Genomic DNA, 16,040 nt, shown 5'->3' on the forward strand with positions numbered 1-16,040 from the left:
CCGCCTGTAAACCGTAACCAGGACCAAAAATTCACCCTGTAAGCCGGAATCAGGATTAGTTTTGAGCATTGTAAACCAATATCAGTATTTTCTAAACCAAGGTGTAAACCTATATCAGGACAAGACCCCTTGTATCCAGACTCACTCCGGCAGGTATTCCAGGTACATTCCAAGTACGTTTCAAGTACCTTCCAAGTACGTATGAAGTACCCCCTTATATAGAGGTACTTCATACGTACTTCATACGTACTTGGAACCTACCAGGTACTTGGTTGGTATATTAATTTCCCTTACTTTCGCCCCGTTGAAACCCAATTGTTAACTACCTAAAAACCTACTGACCATGGCAACACTCAAAGGCCCGCTGGACTTCACAGGTACACTGGGCAACCTCTCGGCTTATGAACGAAAAGACCTGGACAAAGTGATTATCAGGAAGAAATCCAGCCACACTAAAGAGCAGATTTATACAGACCCAAGGTTCAAACGCATCCGCCAAAACTCCGCGGAATTCGCCGCCTGTACCAAACTCACTGCATCTATCCGTGATGCCACTGCTCCCGTTCGCCACCTGGGAGATACGCAATTCACCGGCGCGCTCAATGCGCTTGCCAAAAAGATCCAGGCGCAAGACATGAAGGGCAAACGTGGAGAAAGAAGCCTCTACCTCTCACGCTGCCACGGCATGATAACCGGCTTCAACTTCAACGCCAATTGTTTTTTTGACAGTGTGCTGCGTTTCCCTGTAACGTACACGCTCAATCGCGAAACCGCCAGCGTAACCCTCAACATCCCGGAGCTTACGCCCGGCGTACAGCTGCACCTGCCCTGGCAAAAGCCCTACTACCGGCTTGTAGCAAGCCTCGGTGCAGTAGGTGACGTGCTGTTTCAAAAAGGCGCTTACACAGACCCCGGCACAAGCTTCTTTGAGTATGCCAACACAGACTGGAATGTGGCAGATGCAGTAGCACCGGCAACTTCCATACACCTGCAGATAACGGAAGGCATTTCTCCAACCGCCACCCTGCTGCTTTCCATCGGTATAGAAGCCGGTAGCCCCGACAGGTTTGCCGGTATCAGAACAGTTGCAAACACAGGAACGGCCAAAATTCTCTGGGCATTTTAAATTTCACACCCTGTAACCCGGGTTTCACACCCTGTAACTCGGGTTTCACGAAAGGTTTGGCTTTTGAGAATAATTCTCTCCTACATTTGCTGCATGGCACACTGGAAAACGATATTGCTCCATGCACTGATCTGGGCTCTGGCCACGCCCAGCGTGGCTTGCGGCTATGAGGCAATGAGGCAGAAGTTGCATTACAGCCATAACGGTGAAAACACCTTTCCTGGAACTGTTTTTGCAGCCTCTGCCGTAAACAGCCGCCGCATGAAACCAGTTGTTTTCAAAGACCACCAGGTGTTAGTGAACGGCGTTTCCACGCACGTAATAGAAGCAGGCAGCGGGAGACCCATTGTGTTTTTACACGGCTACCCGCAGTCAGGCGCCGCATTTGAGCCGGTAATGAACCTGCTGGCCAACAGCTTCCATGTACTGGCGCCAGACCTACCCGGTATCGGGAAATCTGGCAAAATCCCCGGTGCGGATAAAAAATCCGTTGCAGCATTCATCGATGCTTTTTTACAGCAGATGGGCCTGACAGACGTTGTAATGGCAGGGCATGACATTGGCGGAATGGTCACTTATTCGTGCTTACGCCATTTCCCGGCGCGGGTTTCCAAAGCCGTTATCATGGACACTGCGGTGCCCGGTATTGCGCCATGGGAGGAGGTAAAGCGGAACCCGTTCATCTGGCATTTTGCCTTCTTTGCCGTACCGTCCCTGCCGGAGGCGTTAATTACAGGAAAACAAAAGGAGTTGTTCAATTACTTCTATGATACGCTGGCTGCAAGCCCGGCCGCTATCCCGGAAGGCAGGCGCAACAGGTACGTCAGCGCCTACCAGGAGCCGGATGCGCTACGCACCAGTTTGGAATGGTACAGAGCGTTCCTGCAGGATGAAAAGGATAACGCGGAAAAGCGCCTGATAAACACACCTGTGATGTATGTGAGAGGGGAGAAGGAACCCGGCAGAATAGAGGAGTACATCAATGGCTTCAAAGAGAGCGGGCTGCAAAATATAACCGGCAAAGTAATACCCGGCAGCGGCCATTTTTCTCCTGAAGAGCAAGCGGAAGCCCTGGCAAACGCAATCGCTGAATTTCTAGCATAAAAAAGGATGCCTCGAAAGAAGAGGCACCCTCTTGGCTATATCAATGTTCCCTGTATTAGTTTATTGCAACGCAGCGCTGGTATTGCCAAAACCGCCACTCACCACGCGGCCGCGGCCACGGTTGAAGGCGCCGGCATTCAGCAGTTTGTGATAGTAGATGTAAGATACTATGAGGATGGCCATGATCACCAGCGGGAAGATGGCAAGGCTCCCAAAGCCATACACCACCGCATTGCTTGCAGATGCGCAGATGAGGCTGATGCCGAAGCCGGCATATGCCCATTCCTTCAGGCGGGCGGGGGCAAATGGAAGCACTAAAATAATGGCGCCGAGTACTTTGAACACGGTAAGCATTACCCTGAAATAATCAGGATATCCCAGCTTCCTGATAGCTTCTACGGCAAGCGGGGTATGAGAGGTGAGGCCGGGCATCACACCGTCCCACAATACGATGATGATGGTGGCAATCCAGAAGATGATTTTATTCTTTTTCATGGCTTAAGATTTTTAGGTTTGTTTGTTGAATACAAAGCTATTTCTCTTCCATGAAAGCGGTAATGCGTGAATACGACAATTTGAGGGGGAATTGCGACAAGATGTCCCACAAAAAAAGGGTGTATCATACTTTGATACACCCTCTCATGAAATCTACATCTTACGGTTTCTCCACCGCCAGCCGCTGCTGGTTGGCCACCAGGGCTTGTTTTAACTTCTCGTAAGAAAGGTCTTGCAGGCTCACCTTGTCATCAATAGCCAGCGCCGCCGCAATGGCCGAAGACTGGCCCAAAACCATAAACACAGGCTCCATCCTGATAGACCCGAAGGCTATATGGCTGGCGCTCAGGCATACGGGCACCAGCAGGTTGCCGCACTCTTCCTTTTTCGGGATAATGGAACGGTAGCTGATGGGGAAGGGGGCGCCCACAGGAGCGGCCACATTGCCTTCGTTCTGGATGTACCCGTTGGCGTCTACATACCGCTGCACCATGTGAGAGTCCATGGTGTAGGCGGCCAGGCCTACGGGGTCTTCTACCACTTTCAGGCCTTCGCAGTGGTACTGCGTCATCACGTAATCGCTCACCATGCGCCTTGCTTCGCGGATGTACAGCTGTTCCTGCCAGCCGTTGCTGCCGTTGTCGTACTCATCCTTGCAGGTACCCCATTGAGATACGATGTTCCTCACTTTTTCAGGAATACGGGGGTGATTGGCCAAAGTCCACATCAGGCCCTGCTGGTGCAGGCGGTGGGCTTTAATGATCTTTTCCCGCTCCTCATAGGAACCTTCAGGATACGCATAGTTCTGGCCTATGAAATTGGTGGAAAATCCCTTCTGGTTATTGATGTCCGTTTTCCGGTTGGGCATTTTGCTGTTGATCCATGGTACCAGCTTGTCGCCATAGTCATACATGTCTTCAATAACGCCGTTGTAGGCGGCTTCATAGTTCCGGAACAGCAGTTCGTAATTGCGCTCGTCGTAGTTGGCGGGTTTGGCAAATGGGATGCGGTTGTCCGGGTGGTCTGTCAGCGTCATGCGGAAGCAATAGGCCTGTATTTTCTTGTCCGCCACGCCTTCTATGCCGGGGCCGCCGGGGTTGATGCCGGGCAGCAGGCCGCTTGATTGATCGCCTTTTACCACGTAAGGGTCTACGCCATCCACGAAATTATGATAGCGGGCGTTCCTGGATACGGTGCCTTTCAGGGTTACGTTCACCCGGTTGGCCTGTACGCCGTTCAGGGTTTCTCCGTATTGGCGGTTGGCTTCGCGGCCATAGGTATAACTGACGCCGGCAGCGGCCATCAGGTCTCCTTCATAAGTGGCGTCTATGAACATCTTGCCCTTGTACACCGTGCCGTTCTCCATGCGTATGCTGGTGATGGCGCCTTTTTCTTTGGCCACGCCGGTAGCGCGGTTCAGCCGCTCTCCGTATACCAGCTTCACTTTTTCGCGGGATAGCATGTTCTGGTATACTTTCAGCGCGGCAGAGGGTTCAAATACCCACATAGCGTCTTCCTTCGGGGTCTTTGTAAAGAACTCGCTGCGGGATTGCCATTTCCAGTTAGACGGGCTGTCGTAATACGCCTTGATGTTGCGGTAAAATTCCCTGGCTATACCGCCAATGGCGGCTTTGTTGCCAATGTCCGTAGCGCCCAGGCCGCCTGTGGTGAGCCCGCCTATTCTCCGGGTGGGCTCTATCAGTACCACCGTTTTGCCCATCCGCGAAAGCTGCAGGGCGGCGGCTATGCCGGAGGAGGTGCCTCCGTACACTATAACGTCCGCAGTAACGGCGGGTGGCTCACCGGCAAAGGATGGCTTTGGGCAAATGGCCGCCAGCCAGGCAAAAAGCAATACACGTACAATCGATGTTCTCATGGTATTAATAATTTGGATTTTGTACCAGGCTTGGGTTGGTGAGTGTTTCAATATTGGGTATGGGCCAGAGGTAATCCCTGTTGGCTTTGAATATCCGCGTTTCCACCACCCGCATGTCGCTTCTGTTGGGTACGGTGCTGTAATCAGGCGTGCCGTTGGCGTCTATTTTAGGCGCGGCGGCCAGCAGGCCCCTGGGTATGCGGCCGTAGAAGATGCCGTTCATCAGCTGCTCTGCCAGCTTCCAGCGGCGGATGTCAAACACCCTGAAGCCTTCGCCGGCCAGTTCGTACTTGCGTTCTTTCCGGATAATGGAACGCAGCTCTTCCTGCGTTTTACCGGTGGTGATGGCGGGCATGTTAACGCTGGGGCGTTGCCTTACGGCATTAATGGCGTCATACACGGTGTTGTCAATCTGGTTGGCCTTTATTTTGGCTTCTGCGTAGATGAGCAGTATTTCGGCATACCGTACGCTAATGATGTTCAGTTCCGATGTGGTGCGTTCTACCTTGTCTGTGAGGTCTGTGTATTTACGCCAGCAATAACCGGTAAAGGTGGCAAAGGCATTGGTAGCATCTGTATTGGCTACCCTTCTGGCGGGCGTGGTGTTATAGTCCCAGGTTTGTACGCTGTCTTTATGGGTTTCAAACAGGAAGTTGATGAAAATGCTGCCCGGCAATGCTACTGTGTAACCCAGGCGGGGATCGCGGTTTTCGAAGGGTTTGGCGGGATTGAAGCGGGTGCTTTTGTCTATAGACTGCCCGTCTGTACATTCATAGGAGTCTATGAGAGACTGGCCGGGCACGAGGCCGCTGAAGCCGGATGCCATCCTGGAAAAGAACTGCGAAGGGGTGTTGTGGGTTTTGATCCCTTTCAGGTATTGCAGGGCAAAGATGATCTCTTTGGAGGTCTGTCCTTTATAAGTGAACAGCTCGCCAAAATCAGGGTGCAGCTGGTAAACATTCAGGCCCATCACTCTTTTGGCGGCGTCTGCGGCAACGTCCCACTTTTCGTTGTACAACGCTATCCTTGCCTTGATGGCCAGGGCGGCGCCTTTGGTGGCCCGGCCCATTTCATTGGCGGCGTAGCTGGGCGGCAGGTCTGCGGAGGCTTCTTCCAGTTCTGTGAGTATGAAGTTGACGGTCTCTTCTTTGGTGTTGCGTGGTATCTGTGATTCGTCCAGCTTCAGGGAAGTGGTTACCAGCGGCACGCCGCCAAACATTTCCACCAGGTAATGATAGTTGTAGGCTCTCAGGAAACGTGCTTCCGCTTTTACGCGGTTATAGAGCTGCTGGCTCACTACATCTTTTACCTTGTCTATATTGTCCAGCAGAAAATTGCATCGGGCAATGCCGCTGTAAGAGCTGCTCCAGACGTTCAGGAAAAAACCGTTGTTGCTGTCGTGGCTGCCCTTGCTCACTTCCTGCAGGGTGCCGTTGTTCCGGTCAAAGCCCAGGTCTGTCACCTGGTCAAGTATGATGGGCAGTGGACAGTTATGCGCGCTGGGATGAAAGGGGAGAGAGGCGTAGCAACCGTTGATGGCCAGCATCAGCTCCTGCTCATTGGTGATGAAGGAGGATGACGAAGGGCCGTCTAGCGGGTATTTCTCCAGGTAATTTTTATTACAGGCTGTAACAGCCAGGAATGAAACGATGAGTATAATATATTTATGCATTGTGATCATGTTTGTATGGCTTATAAACTGGCGTTCACGCCAAAGGTGTACACTTTAACCTGCGGGTAGCTGTTACCGGTGCCTACAGGGCTTTCTACATCATAGCCGTTCCAGAATTTATCTATGGTAAACAGGTTGGAGCCGTTTACGTACAGGCGCAGGTTGCGGATGCCCATTTTCCGGGTCCATGCATCGGGCAGGGTATAGCCCAGCTGGATGTTTTTCAGGCGCGTATATGCGGCGTTCCTCATCCAGAAGCTGGAGTTCTTTTCGTTGTTCACTTCGCTGAAAGCCAGGCGGGGAAATGCGGCGTTGGTATGCTCCGGCGTCCAGTGGTCTTTGTGCTGTTCCTGCACGGTACCGCCTTCATAGAAAGGCATGATGCCCTGCCTGTACAGGTAGCCGTCTGCCTTGCCCACGCCCTGGACCATGGCGCTCAGGTTGAACCCTTTCCAGGATGCGCCCAGGTTGATGCCGTAGGTATAGCGGGGAATGGTGCTGCCAATCACCACATTGTCCAGGTCGTTGATGATGTTGTCGTTATTCTGGTCCTTGTATTTCAGGTCTCCGGGTTTTACAATGCCGAATTGCTGCGCATGGTCGGCCACATCCCTTTCGTCAGTAAAATAGCCCATGGCCTGCAGGCCGTAAATGGAGCTGATGGGATAGCCCTCTCGGCTCACGGTGAGGCCGGTACGGTTGATGCCGTGGAGGTCAAGCACTTTGTTCTTCACGTCTGAAACATTTACGTTAACAGTGTACTTGAAATCGCTGATGGCGCCGTTGTAATTGATACCCAGTTCCCAGCCCTTGTTGCTCACAATGCCCACGTTTTGCGGAGGGGCGCTGAGGCCTATGATGAGGGGAATATCCAGCACGTAGAGGATGTCTCTTGATTTTTTATCGTAGTACTCCGCCGTGATGGAGAGTTTGGAGAACAACGCAATATCAAGGGCTACGTTGGCCATTTCAGTGGTTTCCCATGAAATATCCACGTTAGCGGCGGTGTTCAGCGCGGCGGTGTTGATGATCTGCTTGCCGAGTGTATAAGACCCGAAGTCTATCTGGCTGGCAAAGGGGTAGTTGCCGATGTTCTGGTTGCCCAGCTGGCCCCATGAAGCGCGGAGCTTCAGGTCAGATATAACGTGGGCCAGCGGCTGCATGAACTTTTCCTGGGATATGCGCCAGCCGGCAGACATGGAAGGGAAAATGCTGTATTTGTTGCCGGTGGCAAAGCGGGAAGAGCCATCGTAGCGGAGATTGGCCTCAAACAGGTATTTGCCGGCGTAATTATAGTTGACGCGGCCGAAGAGGGATTGCAGCGCCCATTCCGCGGAGTTGCCGTTGGCTTTCTGGTTAACGGCTTCCCCGGCGGCCAGTACGGGATAGTCAGGGAGAATAAACCCGTCCCGGAAGGCGGAAATGTAGTTGTTGCGGAAGTCTTCCCTTGAAAAACCGGCCAGCAGCTTGAATTCATGTGAATTGAAGTCTTTTTCGAAAGTAACGGTGGCGCGGATGTTATTCTGGAAAGACTTGTTGGCGGTTTCCGTGAGCGCGCTTTTGGTGGGGGAGAGAAAGTTGCTCTTGGTACCATCCGGCTTATAGGTCTGCACAATACGGTTGAACGTTTTGCCGATGGTTTCTCCTATTACCGGCGCAATGGTGAGTTCTGATCTCAGCCATTTTACGGGCTGGTAGTTGAGGCTGAAGTTGAGGATGCCGGAGCGGTTGGTGGTTTTGGCCGTTCCGCCCACGCGGGAAAAGGCAATGGGGTTGTCTCCGTTCCAGCCTTCGCCCCAGGTGCCGTCTGTATTGATGCCGGCCTGGTTGGCAGGGATGCGGTTCATCCAGTGAAAAACGGCTTCAGCGCCTCTGCCGGGCTCTGTCTGGGCTGCATTGATGAATTGCATGTCAAACCGGGCAGATACTTTCTCGGAAAACTTGAAGTCTGTATTGTTGCGGAAGCTGAAGCGCTTGAAGTTGGTGCTTTCAATAACGCCTTGCTGGTCAAAATACCCGAAGGTAGCAAAGGTCTTGATCTTCTCTGTTCCGCCGTTCACGCTCACAAAATGGTTTTGCTGGAAGCCGGAGCCGGTGAGCACTTCTTTTTGCCAGTCGGTTTCAGGGTAGAGATCGCGGTTGGCGGCGCCTTCGGTACGGTATTTATTGATCAGCTCGTCATCATACAGCGGCGTTCTGCCTACGTTTACATAGGCTTCATTGGTGAGCAGCATATGATCTACTGCGTTCACCATTTTAGGCAGGTTGGTAGGCCGCTGCCAGCCGGCGTAGGCATCATAGTTTACCGTCAGCTGGTTGCCTTTGGCCCTTTTGGTGGTGATGAGCACCACGCCGTTGGCCGCCCTGGAGCCGTAGATGGCGGAAGAGGCGGCGTCTTTCAGGATAGAGATAGACTCAATGGTATTGGGGTCAATATTGTTCATGCTGCCTTCTATACCGTCTATCAGCACCATGGGGTTGGAGTCTCCCAGGGTGCCGATGCCGCGTATGCGGATGGTGCCGGCGTCGCTCCCCGGCTGGCCGGAACGCTGTGTTACCGTAACGCCGGGCGCCAGGCCCTGTAATGCGGCGGAGGTTTGGCCCACCGGCCTTACCTGCAGGTCTTCATTTTTAATAGTGGAAACGGCCCCGGTGAGGTTCACTTTCTTCTGCGTGCCATACCCCACCACAACAATGGAATTCAGGCCGGCTACGCTTTCCTTCAGCACCACGCGCAGGGGGCTTTGGCCCTGCACCGTCATTTCAGCTTGCTGGTACCCGGTATAGGACACCTGCAGCACGGCGTTGGCCGGAACGTCCGAAAAGCTGAACTGGCCGTTGGCGTCTGCCACGGTGGCTTTGTCTGTTCCCTTTACCCGCACGGTGGCGCCGGGGAGGGGAGTGCCTTTTTCATCGGTAACGCTGCCTTTGACGGGCAGGAGGGTGATCACCTCCGGCTCCACCGGCTTTCTTTTCACTACAATGGTATTCCGCAGCACGGTATAGGTTAAAGACTGCCCGGTGAAACACTCGTTCAGCACCCTTTCCAGGGAGGCGTTGACTACGTTGATATTAACCGGCATGGCCTCTTTGAGCATGTCCGCATCGTAAATGAACTCATATTTACTCTGTTTGCTGACCTCCCAGAATATCTGCTCCAGGGTGGCATTTTTCCTGGAGAGCGTAAGTTTTTGCGCATAGCCTGCGGCGCTCGTTTGCAGGAAAGCAGCGGTTAAAAAAACGAAAACGAGTTTCATCACCAGTAGCGTTTTGTAAGAAATAGAAGGCCAGCCCCTATATTTCCTAATCAGGGGAAAATTCATAATTTTGGTCAAGTTTTAGTTTTTATTAATGACAACCGGGAGCGGTGAGAACGTTCCTGGTTGTTTTCTCCTCCATAATTTCAGCTGTTTAGTACATAACGGTGATCTTTCCCGCCTTTCCGCCGGCGGCTTCTTCTGTCCTGAACCGGATGGAACCGGTCAGCTCCAGTGTTTTTAATACTTCAGCTATATCCCGGTTGCGGGAAATTTTCCCGCCAAAGGTTTTCCGGCCAAACTGCCCCTCAAACTGCACGGTTACATTGTACCAGCGTGCTATTTTGCGCATGATGCTGCCGATGTCTTCATTTTTAAACACGAAATAGCCGTTTTTCCAGGCCAGGGCCGCGTCAAGGTCAACCTCCTGTACGCTGATGTCATCCCCGCTTACCCTGGACTGTTCTCCGGGCTTCAGCACCCTGCTGCGGCTGCCTTTTATGACCTTTACCGCTCCGTGGAGGAGGGTGGTATGAACGCCGGCCTCGTCTTCATAGGCCATGATGTTGAACTTGGTGCCCAGCACCTGTACGGTTTGCCCGCGGGCTTCCACCTTAAAGGGCATGGCCGTATTGTGGGCCACCTCAAAATACGCTTCGCCTTTCAGCCGCACGGTACGCTCGCTGCCCGTAAAAACGGTGGGGAAGGTTAGGGAGGAGCCGGCGTTCAGCCATACTATAGTGCCGTCTTCCAGGGTTACCTGGTACTGGCCGCCGTAGGGGGTGGTGATGGTGTTGTATACGGGTGAAGCGGCCGCCACGGTGGCGGCGCCTTCATCATAAATGAGCTGGCCGGGTTTGGATTTAATGACGGTGGTAGCGCCCTGGCTGGCCAGTACGCCGTTATTGGCGTCATCCAGCAGAATTTCCGAGCCGTCTGCTAGGGTAAGGGATGCTACGTTGCGCCCGGGCTTTATATCAGGCACGCGCTGTTGTTTGGCTGCTACCGGCGGTGGTTGGGTCACGTCTTCTTTCCGCAGGAACAGGAGCGCGGCTAACAGGAGCAGCAGGGAAGCCGCAATGCCGGCCACCCGGCGCAAGGTTCTCAAGGGTTTGGCCGGTGCGGGTTGCATGCCCCGGCGGATGTGCTGCAACATCTTTTGCTCCAGGGCATTTTCCTCCCCGGCCGGCAGCTGTACCTCGCCTTGCTGGCTCAGGCGCTGATAGTAGTCTTCCACCAGCTGTTGTTCAGCGGCGGTGGCAGTACCGTTGAGGTACTTGTCCAGCAGTTCCAGGAAATTCTTTTTATCCATACTGTTCAGTTTATAAGAACCGGAAAAGGGCATGTACCCTACGGGTCTGGCAAGATTTTTTTTATGGGGGAAATAAAAGGGAAAGAAGGGGCTGTTTAAAGGCTGGCCAGGTAGCCGGTTGCCAGTAAAATGACCAGGCACATTTCGTAGTTCAGGTTATCCCGGAAATATTGCAGGGATTTCGACATCCGTTTTTCTACCGTTTTTTCAGATATGTTGAGCCTGGCCGCAATTTGTTTGTAGGTGAGGTTACTTTCCCGGCTTAAATGGAAGACTTCTTTAATATTATCCGGGAGCCCGCTCAGCAGCTTCTCGAATAATTCACGCTGTTCTTTGTAGAGCAGCAGGTCATCTGCCAGTACATCAATGGTAACGGCGGCCAGCCGGTCATAAAACGCCTTGTCGGTTTTCTCCGCCCGTATGGCCTTCAGCACCCCGAAGCGGGCGGCCTGCTGCAAGTAGGGCTTCAAGGCCGCGATGTTCAGGGTATGCCTGCCGTGCCATATCCTGATAAATATTTCCTGCACAATGTCCTGGGCCGCGGGCGCATCCCGGATGATGCCGAAGGCGGTGGTATACAGCAGCTTCCAGTACCGCTTGTATACTTCGGCAAATGCGGCTTCATCATCTTTTTTAAGCATATGCAGCAGCTCCTGGTCGGCAATACAGGTATAATCGATGTTACTCATGTACGGCTATTACTGTTAAGGCATTGCAGCCGGGACGTGTTATCAGTTTTTTTTCGAATTTGGTTGAACAGGTGGAAAAGAACGCGGCCTTTCTTTCACAAGTGTATCTATTTGCGTTCAATTTTACAATATTTATGTGAAAGAAGTATGGGGTAGTGCCAAATTACAGCCCGGGTTAAAGGGGAGGGGAAGCAAGAGGGGATCTCCAGCCATCCCATAGCTGGAGATCCCCTCTTGCACCTTTTTGTCAGCTTGCTCTTTTATTTCCCGAAAGCATAAATCTCGGCTACGCTTGTGAACGGCGGCCTGTTGCTGTCTGGCAGGTAGATCTTCAGATAACGGCCGGCGGCATTGCCGGTGTTGCTGATATTCATTTGATCACCTGAGGTAAAAGTACTTTTGCCGGCCAGCGTCCAGGCGCCATTGGGATCGCTGGTATTGCCCACGTAGAGCTCTACAGTTTTGGTATCTGTTGAGCCGGAGCGGCGGTATACGGTGAAATAGGCAACGTTCTTCACAGTGGCCATATCTACAATGGCCCAATGCGGCAATGGTTTGTTGGGGTCCCACTCGGAATGCCAGTAGGATTTCAGGTCGCCGTCTATCAGCGTGCCCTTCCCCCCGCCATCGCTGGGTTTTTCATCAGAAACGGAATGCACGCTCCAGCCGGAACGGTCAAAGGTGAAATATTCGGGCAGACTGTTAGACCCCCAGGCGGTGGTAAAGGTGTCTATAGATTCTGCCTCCGGTATATACAGCGAACGGAACTGGAACGGCGTATTGCCGGGTGCGTCTATTTCCACGCTGAAGCTGGTGGACGGGAAACGTACAACGGTGTCTGTTCCACGCCGGTTCACGAATTTCACCTCATTGAAGATCATGTTTTCAGCTGGGGAGAACCATTCTATCAGGCCTTCGGTTTCCGTCAGCGAAGTACCTTTGATCCTCCGGTTCTGAAGTGACGTGGCGTAACCGGCCCCATAGGTAGCGCCAAATTGTGTGTATGTCAGGGAACGGTTGCCGAAATTGTCCATGGCGTACACATCGAAAGAGTAGGCCTTTTCCTCCAGCCCGTTCAGCATTACTTCGAGGCTGTCACGGCCGGGCTTGAACTTGACAGGCAGAACGATGGAGTCCTGGCGGCTGTTCCACAATACGATCAGTTCTTTGATGTTCTGGCCGTTTATCATCCACAGGCGCATCAGCAGCCTTTCCTTCCCGGCAATGAACGCTATCGAATCCGGCTTTACGGCATAGATGATTTCCCCGCCCTTTGTGTATTCGGCGTGTACGTCCGTAAACTTGTCGCAGGAAGCAACCGTTGTAAGGATGCACAAAAACGAAATAGCATGCAGTATATATTTCATGTGTTTGTCAGTTTAGTGGATGTTTATTTTCGCTCGCCGTACACATCAATTTCGGCGGGGTGGGTGAATGTGGTGCTGCCCCAGGTAGAGTGTATCACGATCCGGATATAGCGTATTGGTTCGAGGCCAAGGTCGAAAGTGAATTCGTGCCCGTTTTCAGCGGCGCGGAGGTCATCGTCTGTTACCGTACTGCCATTGCCGGAGGGTTTGATGATCTCCGTTTGCATGATCTTTGTCCACTCACTCCAGTCACCGCTTTGCGAAGGCGCGGAGGCTCTTACGTATACATCGAAGGTGCGCGGGTTGCCCCAGTTATAGTAGCTGTCGCTGAATTTACGTTGCATCAGCACAATGCGGCTTACTTTCGCGGTAACGCCGAGGTCTAGCGTAAAGGGCGCGGGAAGAGAAGAGGAGGGTGAGTGACCGAAGGAAGTAACGTCGTCATCAATGATCTTCTGATCTGAGCCTTCCCAGTTGGTGAAGTTCTGGTCATTGTCCAGCTTCATGATTTTCATAGCGCTTTTCGGCAGGCGTTCTTCAAATAGCGGGACCAGCTGGCGCCCGGGAGGGAAGAAGGTGTCTGACCGGTTGCCGAAATTGTCTTTTACGACCAATCCAAACTCCCTTGCAACGGGGGGGTAACCGCGCAATGACTGGGAGGCTGAGTCTACCTGGGAGTTGACAACGCGAACGAGCGTCATGCGGCCGAGAGAGTCTGGCGTGTACATTTCAAAAGCCAGCGGGGATTTCAGCTCGTTTATCCAGCTGAACCGTGCCCCGCCGAAGTCCCGCTCAATTTCCACAGTGGCGGCCGTCAGCTTGAGGGGCGAGGGCATTGGCTTTATAGTGCATTTCACCGGGTCAGACGCCTCTTGTGCGCGGTTGACGGTGTACAGCAGTATTTCATGTTCCTTTTCATCGTTGAAGCCTGTAACGGTAATCACATTTTCATACACTGAAGCGGTGGATTCGTATTGTTTCCCGGTAGTAAGGGTGTACACGGCTTTTACGCTGATAACTTCCGCCTGTTTGGGGATGCTGTAAGTGATAGCGGCGCCGCCGGGCATGTTCTTTACCGATACGTCCGTTACCTGCCCGGGTTTGCCGGTAGCAGGAGAGATCGGCTTGTTTTCTTTTTTTGTGCAGGCCGGCATGGCGCCTGCAAACACGATGAATATCAAAAGCAGTTTTTTCATAACAATTATTTTAACCTTACCAACCGGGGTTTTGAATGAGCAGGGGATTTTTGATCAGCTCGGCTTGTGGAAGGGGTGAAAAATAATCCCGATAGGTGAAGCGCTGAAAATACACGTTGGTTACCGAGTAGTATTCTTCCGCCTCCCTGCCGTTGATGTTCCAGCCCTGGATGGGGCGGTTGCGCTCTTTCATGGCGGTTTTCCACCGGTGGCTGTCCCAGTAGTAAACGCCTTCCGCGGCCAGTTCGATCTTTCTCTCCTGCTGGATGATCTGCCGCATGCCTTCCCTGGACAGCGGTTTCCCCGGCTGGTTCGAGTATTGCTGCCAGCTTTCCAGTACGCCTTTGAGCCCCGCGCGCGCCCGCACGGAATCAATGTAGCTGTATACTTCGTCATCGGGCGCCGTTTTGGATTCGTTCAACGCTTCCGCGCAAAGCAGCAGCAGGTCTGCATAGCGCATTTCCGGGTACGGATAGCTTTCTTCAGACACGCTGTTGGGGTCCCGCCAGGTGGTGTTCATCGAAACCAGCTTCTTCGGCCAGTAACCGGTAGCGTTATACTCGCCGGGGTTGAACACGGAAGAGTACTCCCCGAAGCGGTTTTTGGGGAAGGGCAGTTCATTTTCATTCATCGGCTGATAGGTATTGCCGTACCAGCGGCCCCTGTCAAACCCAAAGGAGGAATAGAAGCGCATTTCGCGGTCAAAGTTGAGCGCGGCAGATTTCTCGCCTTTGGCTACAAACAGGTTATGGGCATCGTCTCCAACGCGGATGTTATACCTGCCGGAATAAGGGTACGTCACGTCTTCGTTGATGGGCACGCCGTTGTTGGAATAGAACTGTTCCACCGTATGCAGCGGTACGCTCAGAATGCCGGTATTGCCTGAAGGGGTGGACGTGCCGGCTTCCATCCGTGCCAGGGCGGTGATCTGGTAATCCCAGTTGGCAGGGTAGGAAGAATTGGCCCAGATGATCTCGGGGTTCCAGCGCTGGGTAACGGCGCTCCGGAGGGTGTTGATCAGCAGGGTGGTGTCTGACGTTTGCCGGGCGCTCACCGCCCTGAAATCATTTGGCACGTAGAGCCGGTGGCCGGCGGCGCGGCATATTTCTATCGCTTTTTTACAGGCGGCGGCGGCGCTGTCCCACCGGGAAGCGTCATACTGCTGGTTGAAGAAGGGTTGCCCTTCGTGATCTTTGAAGCCGCTGTAATCGGCGTTGCCGTTAAACAGCGGGCTGGCCCAGTATGTGAGCACCCTGGCTTTGAGGAAATAGGCTACCGGGCGTGAAAACCGGCCCAGCTCGGTGCTTTTGCCTTCTATGTTCAGCGGCAGAGCTTCGGAGGCGATCACTTCGTTGATCAGCTCCAGTACGTATTTGAAGCAGTCGTCAATACGCTCCCGGTACACGCGGATGCCCGAGGTAGATTCTGTGAGCGACGTATTTTTCCGGAGCGGCGTAATAGGGCCGTAATACTGGATCAGGTAGAAGTTGAGGTATGCCTTGATCAGTTTCACCTCCGCCTTCATCCTTTCTTTCTCATACCGGTTGATGTCTTGCACCCCGTCAATATTTTCGAGAAAGGTATTGCAATCACGCTGGCCCGCATAGAGGGAGCGCACCATGTTGCCGCCTGAGCTCCAGTAGTTGACGAGGGCCAGCACGGAGCTGTTCTCGCCCAGGGCAAACTGCATGCCGCTCTGGGTACGTTTGTCCCGGTTGAAGATCAGCTCCATGGCACCGAGCATGGCGGGGTTTTCATTCCACCCGGCAGATTTCGGGATGCCCCAGTAGCAGGTGGCCAGGAATTTCATGGCGTTATACCGGTCTGAAAAGGCATCGTCGATAGTTGGAATGTTATCCGGCACCACATCAAGGAATTTATTGCAGGAAACCGTTCCTGCCAGCAGGCTGCAAAAGGCAGCTATTTTGAAAAGTATTTTCTTCATA

General features: G+C 53.1%; 11 protein-coding genes. 2 read left to right on the top strand and 9 right to left on the bottom strand.

Features of this window, described 5'->3' with window-relative positions; all coding sequences use genetic code 11:
- Positions 1-343: 343 nt before the first annotated feature.
- Positions 344-1,126 (top strand): hypothetical protein, encoded by a 783-nt coding sequence (locus ABDW36_RS24900; protein WP_343704656.1) that lies wholly within the window; start codon positions 344-346, stop codon positions 1,124-1,126.
- Positions 1,127-1,387: 261 nt separating this feature from the next.
- Positions 1,388-2,230 (top strand): alpha/beta hydrolase, encoded by an 843-nt coding sequence (locus tag ABDW36_RS24905; protein ID WP_343704657.1) that lies wholly within the window; start codon positions 1,388-1,390, stop codon positions 2,228-2,230.
- A gap of 60 nt (positions 2,231-2,290) precedes the next feature.
- Here the strand turns inward: ABDW36_RS24905 and ABDW36_RS24910 are convergent, their stop codons facing one another.
- From ABDW36_RS24910 to ABDW36_RS24950, 9 genes are all read right to left on the bottom strand, one after another.
- Positions 2,291-2,725 carry a DoxX family protein gene (locus ABDW36_RS24910; protein WP_343704658.1) on the bottom strand — a complete coding sequence of 145 codons (435 nt, stop codon included), beginning with the start codon at positions 2,723-2,725 and terminating at the stop codon, positions 2,291-2,293.
- Positions 2,726-2,885: 160 nt separating this feature from the next.
- Positions 2,886-4,601 carry an FAD-dependent oxidoreductase gene (locus ABDW36_RS24915; protein ID WP_343704659.1) on the bottom strand — a complete coding sequence of 572 codons (1,716 nt, stop codon included), beginning with the start codon at positions 4,599-4,601 and terminating at the stop codon, positions 2,886-2,888.
- A 4-nt stretch (positions 4,602-4,605) separates the two neighbouring features.
- Positions 4,606-6,273, bottom strand: coding sequence for a RagB/SusD family nutrient uptake outer membrane protein (locus ABDW36_RS24920; protein ID WP_343704660.1), 1,668 nt, complete (start codon positions 6,271-6,273; stop codon positions 4,606-4,608).
- A 20-nt stretch (positions 6,274-6,293) separates the two neighbouring features.
- Positions 6,294-9,530 (bottom strand): TonB-dependent receptor, encoded by a 3,237-nt coding sequence (locus ABDW36_RS24925; RefSeq protein ID WP_343704661.1) that lies wholly within the window; start codon positions 9,528-9,530, stop codon positions 6,294-6,296.
- A gap of 154 nt (positions 9,531-9,684) precedes the next feature.
- Positions 9,685-10,842, bottom strand: coding sequence for a FecR domain-containing protein (locus ABDW36_RS24930; protein WP_343704662.1), 1,158 nt, complete (start codon positions 10,840-10,842; stop codon positions 9,685-9,687).
- 95 nt (positions 10,843-10,937) lie between these two features.
- Positions 10,938-11,531, bottom strand: a complete 594-nt coding sequence (locus ABDW36_RS24935; protein WP_343704663.1) for a sigma-70 family RNA polymerase sigma factor — start codon at positions 11,529-11,531, stop codon at positions 10,938-10,940.
- A 260-nt stretch (positions 11,532-11,791) separates the two neighbouring features.
- Positions 11,792-12,898, bottom strand: coding sequence for a DUF4998 domain-containing protein (locus tag ABDW36_RS24940; protein WP_343704664.1), 1,107 nt, complete (start codon positions 12,896-12,898; stop codon positions 11,792-11,794).
- Positions 12,899-12,921: 23 nt separating this feature from the next.
- Entirely contained in the window at positions 12,922-14,094 is a 1,173-nt protein-coding gene (locus tag ABDW36_RS24945) for a DUF5000 domain-containing lipoprotein (protein ID WP_343704665.1), read from the bottom strand.
- Between the two features lie 16 nt (positions 14,095-14,110).
- Positions 14,111-16,039: a RagB/SusD family nutrient uptake outer membrane protein gene (locus ABDW36_RS24950; protein WP_343704666.1), complete on the bottom strand. Its 1,929-nt coding sequence runs from the start codon at positions 16,037-16,039 to the stop codon at positions 14,111-14,113.
- Position 16,040: the final 1 nt, after the last annotated feature.

Origin of the sequence: Chitinophaga sp., assembly GCF_039596455.1 — a bacterium.
Lineage (GTDB): Bacteria > Bacteroidota > Bacteroidia > Chitinophagales > Chitinophagaceae > Chitinophaga.

Excerpts from the sequence above, each read along its gene's own strand:
- ABDW36_RS24900 (WP_343704656.1), top strand. The coding sequence starts at position 344 with ATGGCAACACTCAAAGGCCCGCTGGACTTCACAGGTACACTGGGCAAC.
- ABDW36_RS24905 (WP_343704657.1), top strand. The coding sequence starts at position 1,388 with ATGAAACCAGTTGTTTTCAAAGACCACCAGGTGTTAGTGAACGGCGTT.
- ABDW36_RS24910 (WP_343704658.1), bottom strand. The coding sequence starts at position 2,725 with ATGAAAAAGAATAAAATCATCTTCTGGATTGCCACCATCATCATCGTA.
- ABDW36_RS24915 (WP_343704659.1), bottom strand. The coding sequence starts at position 4,601 with ATGAGAACATCGATTGTACGTGTATTGCTTTTTGCCTGGCTGGCGGCC.
- ABDW36_RS24920 (WP_343704660.1), bottom strand. The coding sequence starts at position 6,273 with ATGCATAAATATATTATACTCATCGTTTCATTCCTGGCTGTTACAGCC.
- ABDW36_RS24925 (WP_343704661.1), bottom strand. The coding sequence starts at position 9,530 with ATGAAACTCGTTTTCGTTTTTTTAACCGCTGCTTTCCTGCAAACGAGC.
- ABDW36_RS24930 (WP_343704662.1), bottom strand. The coding sequence starts at position 10,842 with ATGGATAAAAAGAATTTCCTGGAACTGCTGGACAAGTACCTCAACGGT.
- ABDW36_RS24935 (WP_343704663.1), bottom strand. The coding sequence starts at position 11,531 with ATGAGTAACATCGATTATACCTGTATTGCCGACCAGGAGCTGCTGCAT.
- ABDW36_RS24940 (WP_343704664.1), bottom strand. The coding sequence starts at position 12,898 with ATGAAATATATACTGCATGCTATTTCGTTTTTGTGCATCCTTACAACG.
- ABDW36_RS24945 (WP_343704665.1), bottom strand. The coding sequence starts at position 14,094 with ATGAAAAAACTGCTTTTGATATTCATCGTGTTTGCAGGCGCCATGCCG.
- ABDW36_RS24950 (WP_343704666.1), bottom strand. The coding sequence starts at position 16,039 with ATGAAGAAAATACTTTTCAAAATAGCTGCCTTTTGCAGCCTGCTGGCA.